Here is a 17,268-nt window from a genome sequence, read left to right on the forward strand (position 1 = left end):
TATTTTTTAGACATACAAAAAAGAACCCCCTAAAACAGATGACCATAGGCTTTTCTATAGTGTCTATTTTAGGAGGTTCTTTTTTTTTTTTGATGTAAACTTTTTATATTATCATAATCGACGAGAGGAGCTATACTTTGGTTATCTCTAACTCACTTGGTGTCACTCTGTCCATTTCCAGAATCTTTATCTTTAGATCATTCAAAACTTTAGTACTTCCCACGTCAAGTTCTTCTCTGTTTTCCAGATAAACATTAATGATATAACCACTGATAGTATTGCTTGCCGATGGATTATCGAAATCCGTGTCAAACTTATCTTCAATTTCGGATAAGGGAGTTTTTCCTTTGACATGATAAATTCCTGGTTCGACCTCGACAATATTTTCTTCTTCATGGTCTTGCTCATCTTGAATATCGCCGACGAGTTCTTCTAGGATATCTTCAATAGTTACTAAACCGCTGGTTCCTCCATACTCATCGGATAAAATCGCAAAATGTTTATGTTCACTTTGCATTTGCGAGAGCAAGAATTTTACGGGAATAGTATCGATAAAGACAATAGGAGCCTGAGCAATAGTATGCACTTTTTGCATTGGCGACACCAGATACTCTTTAATCAAAGCTTGAAGCGTCACATAGCCTAAGATGTTGTCCTTAGACTTGCCAATCACTGGAAAACGCGTGTGCCCTTTTTCGATTGCAAACTCAAGAGCTTCTTTTATCGTTTTGTCTGAAGCTATTGTTTCCATATCGAGACGAGGCACCATAATTTCTTTAGCTAATAAGTCGTCAAATTCAAAAACTTTATTGAGATACTCGTATTCTTTTTCGTTAATTTCACCTTTAGCAAAGCTTTGGTTGGCTATCAAAAGGAGTTCTTCTTCTGAATGGGTTTCTTCTCCTTCCGACGCTAGGCTGAGATTAAAGATTTTCCCGATCGAGCTTGCGGATATATTCAAAAGCCAAACAAATGGATAGGTGGCCTTGTAGAAAAAGTGTAAAGGTCTCACAACTGCTAAGACAACTGCTTCTGTCTTAGAAATACTGAGCGACTTCGGAATCAATTCACCAATCACCACATGAACAAAAGTAATCAGCAAGAAAGCAAGAACGATGGAAAAGCTTTCTGCAATAGTATTGGGCAGTGGGAGGTAGTGTATCACAGGTGCAAGCAAGGCATGAATCGTACTTTCTCCAACCCAACCAATAGCCAAAGAAGTCAGTGTTATCCCTAGCTGGCAGGCACTCAGGTAAGAATCCAGATGCTCCACAACAACAATAGCTAATTTTGCTTGTTTGTTGCCCTCAGCTGCCAGTGTTTCTAAACGACTTTTACGTATTTTCACTAAAGAAAATTCAGATGCAACAAAGAAAGCTGTAAAAGCAATCATTAATACTATTATTATAAGATTTACCGTCAATAGATTATCTCCTTTATATTTCATTTTTCTTAGAAAATATCAGTTATAGCAAAAAATTTACTGTTACTCCTTGCTACAATATTTTTGTATACGAGAAAGCTTTAGTTCCTCTTTTTTATGAAAAAAGCACTAGAAACCTAGATACCTTTATTTATGTACTCTTGGAACTTACGGCAGTACTGTCCCTAACTCTCGCGCTTAACTTGACTTTTTTTAATGCTCTTTAACCAATCAAGCCGAAAGTTTTCTCTTTGGATAGCAAAATCTAAAACTAAAAAATGTCCATTTTTTTCTTCAGGATCATCTCCTCCAAAGACAAGTTTTTGACGTTGCAGAAGGTAGTTCAGTTTTTTCTTATGTACTTCTATTTCTTCATTAATTAAATCAATGAGTCGGACATCGTCGGCATTCTTCAAAAAGTACAAGCGCAACATAAATTCATCTTTTTGAAAGGCATAGAGTTCAGCAGGCGTTTGAATCCATTGGTCAAACATTTCACATCCCTTATCCGTGATATGATACTTTTTTTTCTTTAATTTGGCACCGACAATTTCGACATCATAATCTACTGCTTCAGCATCAAAGAGCTTCCTTAATGTCGGATAAATTTGTCCGGTATTTGCTTGCCAAAACTCGCCTACTTCACTTTCGAAATTTTTCTTTAAATCATATCCTGTTAAGGGTTCATGCTTCAACAACCCCAGAATAATATAAGACAGTTTATCTTCACTGGCCATTTTATTTCTCCCTTATTCCATAATAACCCAATTTTCAGAAATTGTAAATATAACCTCTATTATAACGGAATAATGTTGAAATAAACACTCTTAGATTAGAAATAAAAAAGATGAATATTTTCATCTTTTTTATTTCTTATTTGTTTACTTTTTGGTAATTTTCATCAAAGTATTTACCGTTACGAATATCATTTGGCAACCCTTCATATGGTGCTTCGGCAACGACATCTTCATTATTTGAGCCGGCATTCGCAATATAAGTAATTGTAGCAAATTCTGGGACTAAATATTTTGGATATGTTTCGTATTTTTCACGTGATTCATGCATCACATCGATAAAATCGTTTTGGAAACAAACGGTAATTTCTGGATGTTCGTGTACCCATTTTGGAAAGAAAATCATACCATGCATTTTTTCTTCATTTGGCATGAAGTCTAAAGCAACATCTGTTCCTGTTGGTTCGGTCCAAGCAACTTTATAAATACCTTCCGTAAGCATCACGATATCAACTTCTTGTTCTTTTACCCAGCGGCCAGCAACCATCCCACCATGAATACGGTAGTCGATAGTTTTTTCATTTTTAATATAAATTTCGTATTCCCAGCCATTGTCATAAGTGTAAATTAAGTGTGAGCCGATAAAGTCTTCTAATGTAGAGAATTTTTTCATTTTTAGTCCTTCTTTCTATATATGTAAATTAAACATGTTTTATTTACATATATAGAGTACTCCTTTATTTTAATATTGTCAAATAAAAAAATGCCAATCTATGGCTATGACCTGTGATTAAAAACTGTCAGAGTAGAAAGAGATTATCAACGAGGGATGGAATGCGGACTTTTTATTTTGCTCCAATATCTTCCATTTTTTCACAAACTTGCTCTATCCGCGTAATTGTGAAAAGAATTGTTTGACAAGCTAACCTAAAAAAAGGTAAAATATTCACAAAGACTATGTAAAGGAGATAACATGGCTGGCTCCCAAGTTAATAAACAATTACCTAAGGCAACCGCAAAACGCTTGCCTCAATACTATCGCTTGTTCAAACTTTTAGTTGATGAACAAGTTACACGCACAAACTCACAACTTATTTCTGAAAAAATTGGTGTTGATGCGGCGACGATTCGTCGCGATTTTTCACTCTTTGGTGAGCTGGGACGTCGAGGCTATGGCTATGAAACACGCGCTTTGCGTGATTTCTTTGGAGAATTACTCGGACAAGATCAAGAAACGCATATCGCCCTCGTTGGTGTGGGTAATCTTGGACGTGCCTTGATTAATTATCAATTCCAAAACCGCAACAAAATGCGTGTAACTCAAGCTTATGATATACCAGAAAATCCTCTCGTAGGTACAACAACTTCTACTGGTATTCCTATCTACGATATTGCAGATTTTTCGGAAAACATCAAAGACTCAAAAATCAAAACAGCAATTATTTCGGTGAACAAAGAAAATGCACAAGAAGTTGCTGATATCTTGGTAAATGCTGGAATTAAAGGTATTCTTAATTTTTCACCTTTACGTTTACAGGTACCCGAAGATGTCGTTGTCCAGTCGATTGACTTGACGAAAGAACTTCAAACTCTTTTGTTCTTCATGTCAAATAAAAATATTAAGTAAAGCACACAAAAAGCATGGTACTAATCGCCATGCTTTTTATGTGTTTTCATAACCCAGCATTAATATTAAAAATCTGATAAAAATTTTCGGTATTCTTTTGGAAAAAAACGTCGAATTTCATCAGAGTTGTAGCCAACTAAGTAATTATCTTCATCTAAAATAATAGGGCTTTTAAAAAGAAAAGTATTCATCTTTAGATAGAGCAAAGCACTCTTTAAGTCCATATCCTCTAGACTTAATAATAATTTTTCGTTTTTCCAGCCATTTTTTTCTGGATTTTTAAATAATTCTTTCGTTCCATCAGTTGTGAGTGCCAATAGATTTATCAGCTCATCTATTGTGATTTGATTCAAATTTCGTTTCTCAATCTTTATTCCGTACTTGTCAAACCACATCAAAGCTTTCTTGCTGGATTTACACTTTGCTCTATAATAAACTCTTATTATTACTATCCACACCTCTCTACTATTATATATATGTTTTTTATACTTTAAATAAAGTTAAGAAATAAAATAGGCATTACTAAAAGGAGAAAGAAGGGTATCATCACTTGCATTGGATCCGCTATAATATGAGCCGCTAAATCCATCGCCAGCTGTTCAAACTGAGAGATTGGATTCTTCTTTATCAGATCATCACCTCTAACCTTACTTGTCATCCTTAAGTTCATTGCTTTGCTATTTCTAAGACTCAAGGGTGCTATTTTTGTTAACCGTCCTTGTACTAGACGGCGATAGATGGTACCTACATTGCCCTCACAACGAATCAGGGTGAGGATTGGGGGGCCTTTAACTTTGCTCTTCACCACATCAACTTGTGTGTCTTTAATCACTTCATTCTTGATTACCTGATATTCATAAAGGTTTTGAAAATCAGTCGCATAGATTTTATCACCCTTGGTGAGATTGCTGATTCGATTAAAAAGTACATCTACGTTCGTGTTTGTATTGACATTGTAAATGTTATGAGCCAAGAGAACATAGTTCCCTTTTCCCAGCTTTTGCCCTTGCCGATAGGTTGAAGCACCAGACATCAAGTTGGTTTGACTTAGCCCAGCCAGTATAGGCAAACTCACTTCTTCTTTTGGAATATAAAGCTTTCCTATGCCGCTCTCATTTACTGTATGTTGTAGTTCTTTCCTGCTTTCGGCAAAATTACTCACATTGACACTCGCAATTTTACTTTCATCATAATCTCCTTTGAGTATCTTATCTGGATTATATGCGGCCAATTCGTGTTGCTTTCCCACATTAATAGTGGGTAGAGAGGAAGGTGTCTGCATACGAAAATATCCATAAATAGCCAAAGCTAAAATTGAAATCATAATCACCAGCATAACAACAAACATACCACGTGTCACCATTATCAAACGGCGTATACGTTTCATGGCGCGTGCAGAAACTTCTGGATCTGTTTTGTGAGACTGTTTCAAGAAGATACGATAGAGCAGAAAAAGTATAACAAATAAGAGAAAACAAAGTCCAAGAGAGCCCATCACTACCGTTTGATAGGTCCATATATTGCGCTTGCTTGTCTTCTTAGAGATTGCTTCTTTATAAGGGATGCGTTTGCCGTTCACAAGTAGGCGATAGGTATTAATACCTGGCGGTGTACACGTTAAAAGAGTTACACGATCTTCGCCTGGTATAATCTTTACCTTATCGACTTCACGGGGGAGTACTTCTTGAAAAGAGTCAATTTCATAGGCTAATTTTTTTCCTAAAATATTGATAAAGAAGATATCTCCTTCTTTTAGATTACGGATATCTGTGAAGAGGACTTGGTTCTCTAAACCACTGTGCCCACTGAGAACAGCGCGCGTATTCTTTCCTCCGATAGGTACCGAAGAGGATTCAAAGTGCCCCACACCCTTATCTAAAGTACCGTAAGACGTTCCATGGTAAAAAGGGAGATTGTTGACATTGATAGCTGGTATGTCAATCGTACCCATTACGGGAGGATTTCCGTTAGAAATAACTTTACTATAATCTACTGGATGTCCTACTTTACCTTCTTGACGATCAAAGATATATTGATTGTATTTTTTAGCTAAAGCCCACTGCTGCTTGCGCTCTTTTTGACTCATCTTTTTCAGACTGTCATTGTAACTACTGGTGGCGACCGAGCGTTGTTGGTTAGCCATATAATTTCCAATGATGGGATAGATAAGAATACCCACACCAATGAAAATCAGTAAAAAGGCAAAAATAAGCAGGGGAGAAACTTTTCGTCTCTCTTGACTTGGAGGGACAGCCTTATCCCTTATATTCTTTTGTTTCTTAAACAATTTCTTCTCCAATTATCAGTCAAAATACTTTTTTTCTGAAAAAATATAAGATTGAAGCTTGGCATACATGACTGTTTGCGTTCTACTTCAATCTTACTTTCCTCAAAAACTATTTAATTAATTGTACCTATATTAGTTTGTCTTTTTCGTCCACCAGAGACCACCAAACCCCACGATTATAAGCACACTTATCATGGCCATGATTATTTGATAAGAGCCGATACTACCACTTGTATTTGGTAATTTATCAGGCAGGTTGCTATCAGGAATTTGAGGCGTATCTGGTAAAACCATGCTTGATTTTGGATAGATATAGACCTCGTTGATCAATCCACTCGCATTTTGCATCGGCAGAGAAACTAGTACAGGGGACATTGGTACAGGTACTTGCTCACTTTTTAGTTCGGTAACTTGGTACACCCCACGTTTTAGTCCTGTTAGTTCGGCTTCACCTTGAGCATTAGTTGTTACTGTTTGACTAAAGGCATCAGCACCTTTGGTGATAACATAAGTATTTGATTCTGTTTTGCTCATGCGCGTAATCGTATATTGCACATTCGCAAGGCGTTGAAGGTCTTCTGTTCCGTTAGTTACAGGTGTACCATCATGTGATAACTGGTTTTCTTGGTTTCCCTTTAGATTATATTTAATAATATGGATGCCGTAGCTTCCAGTATTTTCTTGTGCATCAACATTTTGTGATAACCCTAGTATTAGGAAAAGAGACAAAGCAGCTGCTATAGTAAAAATATATTTTTTCAATTTAAGCCGCCTCCTTATTATTCTTTACATGTCGATACCCCACTCCAAGCAAGCCAAGGACGACAAGACTTAGTGCAATCAAGAGCGCCATACCTGCCTTACTTCCTGTGTAAGGTAAGATGGATTCGGCATCGTCTTTGATTTTGAGGTTGATTGTTTGGTTACCTTCGTCTACTGTAAATTTAACAGGAGTTTTCAAAAGCTCATACCCATCCGGGGCCTTGATTTCAAAAACCGTATATTCTTGCGAAAGAGGATTGTGATTTGCATCATAGCCAGCAAAAAGATTTTGTTTCACATTCAGATGCCCTGTATTATCCGTTTCATAAGTTCCAATAAAGTTGGAGTCTTGTTCGCCCTCTGCTGGAATTTCTTTTAAAGAACCACGATAAATGGCGAACTTTGCACCAGCTAGTCCTTGGCCGAACAAGTTCTTTTTAAAGATATCCAAATGTGCTGAGCGATTAAGACCTAAGTTATTGTAAGGCAGTTCTTGCAAGCCTTCTTTAGGTTGAATGATGGTGTCAAGATCTTTCAGTGTTGCACCAAAATCATTCCAATCAGAGTTTGTTGCTGGGGTTTGGCTTGTGATTCGGTTATCTTCTGCTTTTACTTTCGAGTTCTTGGCATCTGAATGAGAAGTATCAGCCATAAATTTAGTGACTTGGTATTCTTTTGTTTGTAGCTGCCCATTGATTTCAAATTCAGCAATGTAGTGTCCTTCAGACAAGTTTTTAAATACATAAAAACCTTTATCATCCGTCTTGATTAAGGAGTTACCTTTACTGTCGACGAATTTTTCGCCTTTAACATTCTGCATAACTAATTGGTCTTTATAATTTGGCTTTTCCAAGCTTGTACGGTAAAGTTTTACGGAGATGTCCTTAACTGGTGCTTCCGCATCATCTTTAAGTCCGTTGTAATTATCGTCATACCAAACATAACCTGACAAAGCGCGCCCATAAATTTTGGTCTCGACATTGTTTGTGGTCTGTTTCTGATTGACAATTGAGTTGACTGTCGCATTATTAATTAAATCTGCACCAATATTATCTGTATGTTTCACTGTTATTTTCAAAGAAAATTTTGTATTTGCAGGAATATTGTCCACATCTGCCAAAATGGCAGATGTTTTTTCTAATACAGAGGCATCTGTTCCGGCATATTTCAACCAGCCTTGAGCTGCCAAATCTTTAGCATCCCTTGGCAAAGTATTGGGGTCTAATTTTGTATTTGTTTCTGCCTTGCTTGGATCTTTATAGTAGATTTGAGCGTCTGGGACAGGTTGACCATTTGTATCCACCAGCTGAGCTGAAAGCACCTGTGCCTTACCTTGAGCATTAAAAATCGTTTGTCGATCGTCCTTATTGAAAGGTAAAACATCTAAAATACGGACTTTATCCATATTTGATGTTCGACTGGTATTTTCTGCATTAATCGTATAAGTAAGCGGTTGTAGACGACTTTTTGTTGCATCTACAGGATCAACAGTTCCATTTTCAGTCAGATTTTTGTCAACTGTTTTGGAAACCTTCAAAGCATTTTCTGTATTTTTGTCTACAGTGGTCACGACATCGTTACTTGTATCATCAAAAGTCGTATCGTCATAGTAATGACCCGATTGCTCCGTATTATTGACAATATGAACCTTACCTTTTGCATCGCGTTCAACTTTACTTTCATCAGTGACACGTGCACCAATCTCAAAGCGTACTTTGTGGATTTTTTCATACATCTGAGGATCTTTAAGTAACTCTGGTTTCGCTTTTATGGTCAATACACCCTTGTCACTACTGTAATCAAAACTTGCTGTCAGATTTTCTCCTTTACTAATACCATCCCAAGCATATGCTTTGATGGTAGATAGAGCATCAAAAGTAATCCCTGTAGGTGTCCTATCCGTGAGTTTCCAGTCTTTAAGGGCTTTCGTTTCATCATAAGTAGGAAGTTCTAAAAACTCTCCTTCTAAAGTATAAAGATATTTTTCATGAATATCTGTTAAAGTATCCGCATCTACGAGTGTCTCATCAGAATCACTGACATATTTAACTGGTGGATTTAAGGGTTTGGGCTTAGAAAAAGCCTCAATAGAAGGAACCGCAAAATAATCTGTAGTTGTTTCAGGTGTTTTTTGGTTGAGCAAATAGGTTGCATCATTTGCAGGATAAAATTTGCCATCTCGATATTCTTCTTTTAATTCAATATTATATGTCAGTCGGATACCATCTTTTTCTGTCTCCGTTCCTCCAAAGTTTAATGAATTTAAAGTGACTTGATTATTTTCTGGTACGACTTGTACGTCGGAAGCATAGGAGGGAAAGTTTCCACTCCCTTCTTTGATTTCTGTTAAGACACTATTTTCTACTTTCAAAGCAGAAAGTTCGGGATGGCCTTTATATGTTACGTATTGACTCATTGGGTCAGTAACGATACCATTTTGTATTGAATTAGAAAGTCTGTGTTTTAACTGGTTTAGTGCATCGATTAAGTCATCTTCATTAGCGGCCGAGTAATGTCCATTCTTCCCCATAGCTTCTAGTACACTAAAGGCATCACGGTCTGTACCAAAACCAATCGAGTATTTTGTGATACCTGCAAACCTATTGTTTTGCTTTTCAATGTAATTAATCGTTGGGGGGATACATTCATCCGTATTCCAAGACGTAGTCTTCCCATCACCTCTGAAATAATTGGTCCAGCCATTGGATAAAGTATATTCATCTTTATCTCTTGCTGCTTGAATGTTTATTCCATTTGAGTCCAATCCATTATTATAATTTTGAGTATTTGGATAGAAAGTTGGTAAACCATCGGTTAATATGATCAGTACTTTTGCTGCATCACTTCGGGCACCATATTTGGGATCATTTAACATTTTATATCCAGCATCCACACCCATAAAAGTAGGTGTAGCAGAATTTCTCCGAGGATTATCTTTAATGATGCTCTGACTCATAAGTTGTGTGGAGTTATCTGTAAAAGCACTTCCTGTTGAGAATTTACTGATTTCAGCAAAAACACTCGCATCTTCTTCAGATCCAAATGCGCCCAAGCCCAGTCTTATCGCTCCATTGTTAGAAGAGAGTAATTGACTAGAAAAACCTTGAACAGCATCATGCAATTGTTCCCACTTCGATGTTCCCCAATCTATCCCTTCATTCATTGAAGAGGATTTATCCAAAACTAAAGCAATGTCGACAGGTTGGGTTTCTTTCAAAACTTTACCGATAACATCCAACTGAATTTTAAAGTTGTTTGGGTCGTCTGTTGGTATTACTATTTTCTTAATATAAGCGTCATTATAAGAATGATACCCATTGTCAAAGTTCATACTTCCAGTACCTAAAACATTTTCAGTCGCTGTAACTTCAGTGCTTTCTTTACTAAAATCAAAGTTTTGGATATTGTCTGAGCTTTGGCTGCTTGCATAATTTTGAGTATGATTCGTTGGATAGATTCCCGAGGCATTATTCACATAAGAGAACGGATCATTAGGGCTTATCTGTATTCTTGGTGTTGTTACCTGTGGGAAAAAATTTGTCTCTTTTACGGGAGTAACTGCAGCAGAATCGTCAATCGTTTCCGCAAAAATAGGAACAAAGCTATTCAAAACTAAGACAAAAGCAGCCAGTCCCATTATAAATTTTTTCATACGTTTTCTTGTAAGATTCATTCTTCATCCTTTTCCATCATTCAAAAAATAATAATATTTTTAGTATGAACTAAAAGCTATATATTTCTTGGTGATTAGTAAGCAATCAGACGGCTAGAGCTGTCTCTATCCGCCTATTACCTGAATCTAATTATGCTTGACGACGTTTTTTGTCAATTACAACCGCGGCTGTTCCCAGTGCAATAGCACCAATCGCAATACTTACCATCAATGTTGTACCTTTGGCACCTGTAAATGGAAGATCGGATTGTTTTTTGTTTTCAACCGTTGCTTCCCAACTTGTGTCTGATGCTGTGTTTAAGTTGACAGTCACTTTGATTGGATCTTTCACCAATTCGTAACCTGATGGTGCTTTTGTTTCTACTACCCAATAATCACGTTGGATATCTGCATCTGCAAAGGTTGGTTCTGTCCCATCCATATCTTGCTTACCATTACCGTTAACATCTTCGTACCATGTCAATGGCAAACCATCAAAGTTGGCATGTCCTTGAGCATCTGAAGTTGTTGTTAAGAAATGTACACCCTCAGGCAAATCAGTTCCTTCGGCATAAGACTTGTCATCTGAAGCAAGATATTTTCCTGCACGGGCATTCTCTTCGGATGTTGCAATATAGAATTCTGCACCAGATAAGTTATCACCATTTTCATCTACTTTATGAAGATCAAACCCACCATCATAGTATTTCGGTATATCTGGGTTAGTATCATGATCTGGTTTGAGACCTGGAGATTTATCATCTACAGAAAAGGTATTTTTAATCTCTCCATCCCATCCTTCATTAACTTGTGCTTTATAAACTACGCGCATTTGTGTTGCGCCTGTCATCTTCCCTACTTTTTCCATTCCACTTTGGGTCAATTGAACTGTATTTTTCCCTGCAGGTTTCATTTCATTTGCGCCATCTAGAAATGTATAATCTTTACCTTGCTCAAGTGATACCCAGTTATTATCTTTATCTTTCACTTGCATATCCACAGAAAGAAGATCTTGATTTGGATTCAAGTTATCACTAACCTTCAGCTAATCCATATAAACCTTATCACCTTTATGAACATGACCACCTGTTGAACCAGGTCCAGTATAGTCTGTATTTGGATCTAACCCTTCGATAAAGCTATCTTCTGTTGCGGTATAAAAGATATCAGAAGGGTTGATATCAAAAGCAGCATCCCATTCATAAACTTGACCAGCTACGAGCGATTCACCATTTGTTCCATCAATTGTTTTAACGGGATTAAGTGGTGTATCTTCTTCATTTTTAGGATAAACATTCACATCATAAATCAAACCAGATTGTGTTTGACGGTTCGTCATTGGCACATAAATGAAAGCTGGTATGGCTTTATATTTAATTGTTGTAGCGGCTCCTGTGGTGTTATTGATTACTCCAGTTGAATCCTCTTCGACCAGCATATAGATACCATCGTTTGCTTTTCCTTTACCTAAGTCAAAAGTCAATTGACCATTCGCATCTGTAGTAGCTTCCATTGGGGTAAAGTCTGTATCAATTTTGTAATCTGTTCCTTCAACTGCTGTTGTAGCATCAACTAAAGGTTGTCCCCCGTCCAAAGCTTTTACACGCACAAGCTTAAACTTAACATTTTTCAAAGTTGCTAAGTTATCTGGATTGTCCCATTTTGTACCATCCCCAGGAGCACCCAGCTGTCCTTCATTTTGGATAGCATACTTTGTCAAAGTGATTGAACGGTTAGAAGTATTATCAGAAATAGCTTGTGAATCCGCATGAGCAACTGTGACGTTGTCTAAAAATGCAGGAGCTGATAAACTGATTGCGCTTGTTCCAGCAAGTGTGGTTAAAGCTAAACCAACGATGAGTTTGTGCTTGTAAGATTTTTTCATTTTTACCTCTTTTTTGTATAAGTTCTCAAGTTGATTAAATTGACAAAGTCTTTAATCTAACTTAATCGGTTGTATTATACCGTCTATTTTTGTAAAACTCAATGCCAAAACGGCTTTGTTTAGCTTTCTAAACAAAGCGATATCTCAAAAATACTTGTTATATTTAAAAGTACGGCAAAAGCTGAAGATTGAGAAAAAGATTATTTGAAAATTCAGACAAATAGAATATAAAAAATACAGTGAAGAAAACATCACTGTAGAATTGCTTATAAATAACTTTGTGTTTTTCCATGAATCATTTTCTTGTAATAATACTCCATTATATTTTTTAAATCAACTGCTTCAACATCTAACATTATACGTAAGGAGCGTCTGACTATCTTATTTCCCATCTGATTGTCTTCAAATTTGTAAATCCAGCAGCCTCGTAGGAACATCCCCATCACTTTCTCGGTTATATCAAAAGTTGGAGGTAACGTTTTTAAATATTTTATTAAATCTTCTGACTTCTTTTGATCTCCTTGGTGGACTAATAATAATATACTTTTTATAATAATTCGTGCAAAAAGCTGCCTATATTCGCAACGTTCTCGCAGATAATTATATTTATCTAAGCTTAATTGGCTAATTGTTGAAAATAAAAGTTTTTGATTGATTTGGTACATCGTATTTATAAATAAATTAAGTTCATACCTGCTCCACATCTCACAACTGCTGAAAAAACATTCAAGCTGTTTCTTTTCCTCAGCAGTAAGCTGCTCGTAGCAGGCTTTCGCAGCCAAGGCAATAAAATAATCCTCCTCAATATCATAATATATATTATCATGATAAATCTTTTTGAGCTTAACCTTATTTCTTGTCATGTAAGCATGTTCAATTTCTAAAAATTGCATGATAAAGTATTCTGACTCACGATTATTAATCATAAGAATATAAGAAGTCATTGTCACATTCATTTTTTGGAGTGCCATATCTAATTTATCAAAAGAAAGCAATGTTTTTCCATTCTCGAATTGAGACAAAGTGCCTTTCGAGATGCCTAGACTTTCAAAATATTCCAAAGTTTTATGATGTTGCTTCCGTAACTGTCTAAAAGATTCCCCATACTTAATATAACTCATTTCTCCTCCTTAAAAAAAAACAAGTGAATTAAACATTCCTTCTCAAACTTAAAGAATTGTTTAAAACGCTTGAACGTTATTCCCGGTGGAATTATATTTTTACTTCCTGTATTTCTAATATAATAATATAAAAGAAAATTACAGTGTATAGTTTAGCATAATTTTTTCTTTTAGCAATTAGAATTCAGCAGAGTTCAGAATGTTAAACATTTTCTCTTTCCAGATACACTGCTTTTTTTCTTAATCTACTTATTAATAGCTGAAAAATAGAGTCGTAAAAATGCACTTTTTAGAAAAAAAGTAAATAATGTTTTGAATTATTACGAAAACAAACCTCTTGACTGTCTTTTAATGACGCTATTCTTCTGGTTTTCGGAGAAATCAATTAATTTTATAAAAGTCCTTGTTCTCTAAAGCTTAGATAAGAATCATGGCCCGTGATAATATGATCTAAAAGGTGTATACCTAAATTTTCACACGCTTCTCTGATTTTATGCGTAAAAAGCTTATCTTGCTGACTGGGACGAGTCAAGCCTGAGGGGTGATTATGTGCAATAATCATTCCTACCGCAAGATTTCTAACTGCATGATGTAAAATCTCACGCGGATGAGCAATCGAATGATTGACGGCACCAATAAAAATAGTTCTTTTTTGGATTATATTATTTTGACCATCTAAATAAATAGCCACTAAATTTTCTTGATCTAAATCAGACATCTCAGCTGCTAGGCTCAACCCAAATTGCTGAGTACCCACCACCTGACCATATCTTTTTCTCTCCGTGGTATGTATTCTCTTGCCCAGCTCAACCATAGCACGAATTTCTACTGCTTTTACGGGTCCAATACCTGGTATAGCCTTTAATTCACTTAAAGAAGCACGACGAAATGCTTCTAAACTATGAAAAGTATTTAGCACACGGTAAGCAAGTTCGTGGACATTTTCTCTTTTACTACCCGTTCTTAGTAAAATGGCTAATAGCTCTTGTTCATTGAGTTTTTCTGAACCCAAAATAACCAGCCGCTCACGAGGTTTCAATGGATAATCTTCTTCTTTTATCTGATACACATCTTTCTCCTTACTTGTTTATACGTAAAAAATCATTAGGTATCACTGCTGTTTGTGGTAAGAAAAAAAGTGGATTATAACAATCCACTTTTTATTATTCAACCGTAACGGCCTTAGCAAGATTACGTGGCTTATCAACATCAAGCCCACGTTGTACTGTCGCATAATATGCAATAAGTTGTGTAGGGACAACCATTGAGATAGCTGAAAGATAAGGGTGAACGTTATTAATCACGATATCATCACCTTCACGCGCAACTCCTTCTTCAACAATTGTGATAGCTGCGGCTCCACGTGCTACAGTTTCCATAACATTGCCACGCGTGTGTGCTGCAACTTCTTCATTATTTGAAATAAGTGCAATTACAGGTGTACCATTTTCAATCAACGAAATTGTTCCGTGTTTAAGCTCTCCAGCTGCAAAGCCTTCACATTGGATATATGAAATTTCTTTTAATTTCAAGCTTGCTTCCATAGAGACAAAATAATCTTGTTTACGTCCGATGTAGAAAGCATTTCGTGCTTCTGGTAAGAGTTTTGCTACAACATCTGAAACCAATTCTTTCTCTGAAAGAGTTGACTCAATAGACTGCGCAACGAGGGAAAATTCTTTAACCAAATCAAAAGCAAGAGATTTAGGGTTTTGATCAGCATCTCCTACAGCTTTAGCTAAGAAAGCTAAAGTTGCGATTTGACCTGTATAAGCTTTCGTTGAGGCAACTGAAATTTCAGGACCTGCACCAATAAGCATTGTATATGTCGCTTCACGTGACAAAGTTGATCCTGGAACGTTTGTGACAGTCAAGCTCGGGTGACCCAACTCATTTACTTTTACCAGCACTTGACGGCTGTCCGCTGTTTCGCCAGATTGTGAAAGGAAAATAAATAAAGGATTTTTGCTCAACAATGGCATACCGTAGCCCCATTCAGAAGCCACTCCGAGTTCAACGGGTGTATGTGTCAATTCTTCAAGAATCTGCTTTGAAGCATATCCTGCATGAAGTGACGTTCCAGCAGCAATGATATAAATACGGTCGGCCTTTTGAACAGCATTTACAATCTCTTTATCTACAGTTAACTGTCCTTCTTGATCAGTATATGTTGAAACCAATTTACGCATTACAGTTGGTTGTTCATCAATCTCTTTGAGCATATAGTAAGGGTAAGTTCCTTTACCAATATCTGAAAGGTCCAATTCAGCTGTATAGCTTTGACGTTCAACTTTATTACCTTGATAATCAGTTACTTCTACTTTATCTTTTGTCAAAATAACAAGCTCTTTGTCATGTATTTCCATGAATTCCGAAGTTTCACGAATCATAGCCATAGCATCAGAACAAACCATATTATAACCATCACCAAGACCAATAAGTAATGGTGATTTGTTTTTTGCTACATAGATGACATCTGCATCTTCAGCATCCATCAATGCAAAGGCATATGAACCTTCAATAAAGGACAAAGCCTTTTTGAAAGCCTCAAGTACAGAAAGTCCTTCTGCTTCAGCGAACTTAGCAATTAAATGTACCGCAACTTCTGTGTCTGTTTGACCGATAAATACGTCATCGGCAAGGTATTCGTCTTTAATCTCTGAGAAGTTTTCAATCACACCATTATGTACCAAAACAAAGCGACCTGAAGTTGAAGTATGAGGGTGGGCATTGTCTTCTGTTGGTTTACCATGTGTAGCCCAACGTGTATGTCCAATACCAGTTGATCCTATAACACTATCTCCAATTTTTTCCTGCAAGTCTGCAATACGACCGACTGACTTGACAAGGTTTACTTTTCCTTCACCGTCGTTGACAAAGATTCCTGCTGAATCATAACCACGATATTCAAGTTTTTCAAGACCTTGCATTAGAATGTCTGTTGCATTACGACTTCCGACAACACCTACGATACCACACATATTAATTTCTCCACTAACTAAATTGGTATAGCTAGATTTCCTTTATTTTTTGTCAATAAGAATATGATAATATAAAGCTTTGTATTTGTCAAGAATATTAAACTCGTAATTGGTATAGTTGAAGTGAACTTATAAAAAAATAAACCTCACGGTTTATTTTAACTCCAGTTTAATTAATTCTTGATCCACTTGTCTGAGTACTTCTTCCAAGTCTTTCTCATTATTTACGAAGTCTAGCACATCTCCGTTCACACGTATTTTAGGAGACATATCATAAGCATCATACCAGCTCGGGTATTCATGATGGACTTGCTGATAGTAGGTTTTTAACCCTGGTTGTTCATCAATTTGCTCAAAGCTCCGTCCACGTTGGGTAATCCGTGAGAGCATTGTTTCAAAACTAACATCGATATAAACAAGTAAATCGGGGCGTTTTTTAGGCATTCCCTCAATTTCTTCCAACATATTATTGAGAAGATTTTGATAGATTTCTAATTCGGTTTTTGTTACATTTCCATTTTTATAATTAAGAGTCAGAAAAAGTTCATCTTCAAATATCGAACGATCAAGTATATTGTTTTCTTGAGTATAAGCCATTTTTATTGATTCAAAACGCTTGTTTAAAAAATATATTTGTAATAAAAAAGCATACTTTTTAGGATCCTGATAGTACAAATCAAGCACTGGATTGTTGTCTACTGCTTCATAGTACACTTCTGTACCTAGATGCTCACCTAAGGCTTTAGCTAAGCTTGACTTTCCTGCACCTATTGTTCCCGCTAAAACGATCAAAATT

At 36.3% G+C, this 17,268-nt stretch carries 14 protein-coding genes; 1 reads left to right on the top strand and 13 read right to left on the bottom strand.

From position 1 onward, the window contains the following. Positions 1–130: 130 nt before the first annotated feature. From I6G50_RS03905 to I6G50_RS03915, 3 genes are all read right to left on the bottom strand, one after another. Positions 131–1,423, bottom strand: a complete 1,293-nt coding sequence (locus tag I6G50_RS03905) for a hemolysin family protein (protein ID WP_197909241.1) — start codon at positions 1,421–1,423, stop codon at positions 131–133. 185 nt (positions 1,424–1,608) lie between these two features. After that, positions 1,609–2,160: a PadR family transcriptional regulator gene (locus tag I6G50_RS03910; RefSeq protein ID WP_081166928.1), complete on the bottom strand. Its 552-nt coding sequence runs from the start codon at positions 2,158–2,160 to the stop codon at positions 1,609–1,611. 136 nt (positions 2,161–2,296) lie between these two features. Beyond that, on the bottom strand, positions 2,297–2,830 hold the full coding sequence (locus tag I6G50_RS03915) for a phenolic acid decarboxylase (protein WP_003136770.1): 534 nt from the start codon (positions 2,828–2,830) through the stop codon (positions 2,297–2,299). Between the two features lie 300 nt (positions 2,831–3,130). On the opposite strand from I6G50_RS03915, the gene I6G50_RS03920 reads away from it, so the two are divergent. Further along, the gene (locus I6G50_RS03920) at positions 3,131–3,784 is read left to right on the top strand and encodes a redox-sensing transcriptional repressor Rex (protein WP_003136769.1); all 654 of its coding nucleotides are present in this window, start codon (positions 3,131–3,133) and stop codon (positions 3,782–3,784) included. 65 nt (positions 3,785–3,849) lie between these two features. Here the strand turns inward: I6G50_RS03920 and I6G50_RS03925 are convergent, their stop codons facing one another. From I6G50_RS03925 to I6G50_RS03965, 10 genes are all read right to left on the bottom strand, one after another. After that, positions 3,850–4,179 carry an ArsC/Spx/MgsR family protein gene (locus I6G50_RS03925; protein ID WP_003136768.1) on the bottom strand — a complete coding sequence of 110 codons (330 nt, stop codon included), beginning with the start codon at positions 4,177–4,179 and terminating at the stop codon, positions 3,850–3,852. A 95-nt stretch (positions 4,180–4,274) separates the two neighbouring features. Beyond that, the gene (locus tag I6G50_RS03930; protein WP_197909242.1) at positions 4,275–6,071 is read right to left on the bottom strand and encodes a class C sortase; all 1,797 of its coding nucleotides are present in this window, start codon (positions 6,069–6,071) and stop codon (positions 4,275–4,277) included. Positions 6,072–6,203: 132 nt separating this feature from the next. Then, complete coding sequence (locus tag I6G50_RS03935; protein ID WP_197909243.1) at positions 6,204–6,833, bottom strand: pilin N-terminal domain-containing protein; 630 nt, start codon at positions 6,831–6,833, stop codon at positions 6,204–6,206. A 1-nt stretch (position 6,834) separates the two neighbouring features. Further along, complete coding sequence (locus I6G50_RS03940; RefSeq protein WP_232252373.1) at positions 6,835–10,485, bottom strand: SpaA isopeptide-forming pilin-related protein; 3,651 nt, start codon at positions 10,483–10,485, stop codon at positions 6,835–6,837. Positions 10,486–10,636: 151 nt separating this feature from the next. Next, on the bottom strand, positions 10,637–11,512 hold the full coding sequence (locus tag I6G50_RS10490) for a SpaH/EbpB family LPXTG-anchored major pilin (protein ID WP_232252374.1): 876 nt from the start codon (positions 11,510–11,512) through the stop codon (positions 10,637–10,639). An 18-nt stretch (positions 11,513–11,530) separates the two neighbouring features. Continuing rightward, positions 11,531–12,370, bottom strand: a complete 840-nt coding sequence (locus tag I6G50_RS10495) for a pilin N-terminal domain-containing protein (protein ID WP_232252375.1) — start codon at positions 12,368–12,370, stop codon at positions 11,531–11,533. Between the two features lie 266 nt (positions 12,371–12,636). Next, complete coding sequence (locus I6G50_RS03950) at positions 12,637–13,491, bottom strand: Rgg/GadR/MutR family transcriptional regulator (RefSeq protein WP_003136762.1); 855 nt, start codon at positions 13,489–13,491, stop codon at positions 12,637–12,639. Positions 13,492–13,882: 391 nt separating this feature from the next. Further along, a complete protein-coding gene (gene radC, locus I6G50_RS03955; protein WP_003136760.1) occupies positions 13,883–14,560 on the bottom strand; it encodes a RadC family protein in 678 nt (225 codons plus the stop codon). Between the two features lie 94 nt (positions 14,561–14,654). Next, positions 14,655–16,472: a glutamine--fructose-6-phosphate transaminase (isomerizing) gene (gene glmS / locus I6G50_RS03960; RefSeq protein WP_197909245.1), complete on the bottom strand. Its 1,818-nt coding sequence runs from the start codon at positions 16,470–16,472 to the stop codon at positions 14,655–14,657. 153 nt (positions 16,473–16,625) lie between these two features. Then, complete coding sequence (locus tag I6G50_RS03965) at positions 16,626–17,264, bottom strand: deoxynucleoside kinase (RefSeq protein WP_003136757.1); 639 nt, start codon at positions 17,262–17,264, stop codon at positions 16,626–16,628. Positions 17,265–17,268: the final 4 nt, after the last annotated feature.

Origin of the sequence: Lactococcus garvieae, from assembly GCF_016027715.1 — a bacterium.
Taxonomy (GTDB): domain Bacteria; phylum Bacillota; class Bacilli; order Lactobacillales; family Streptococcaceae; genus Lactococcus; species Lactococcus garvieae_A.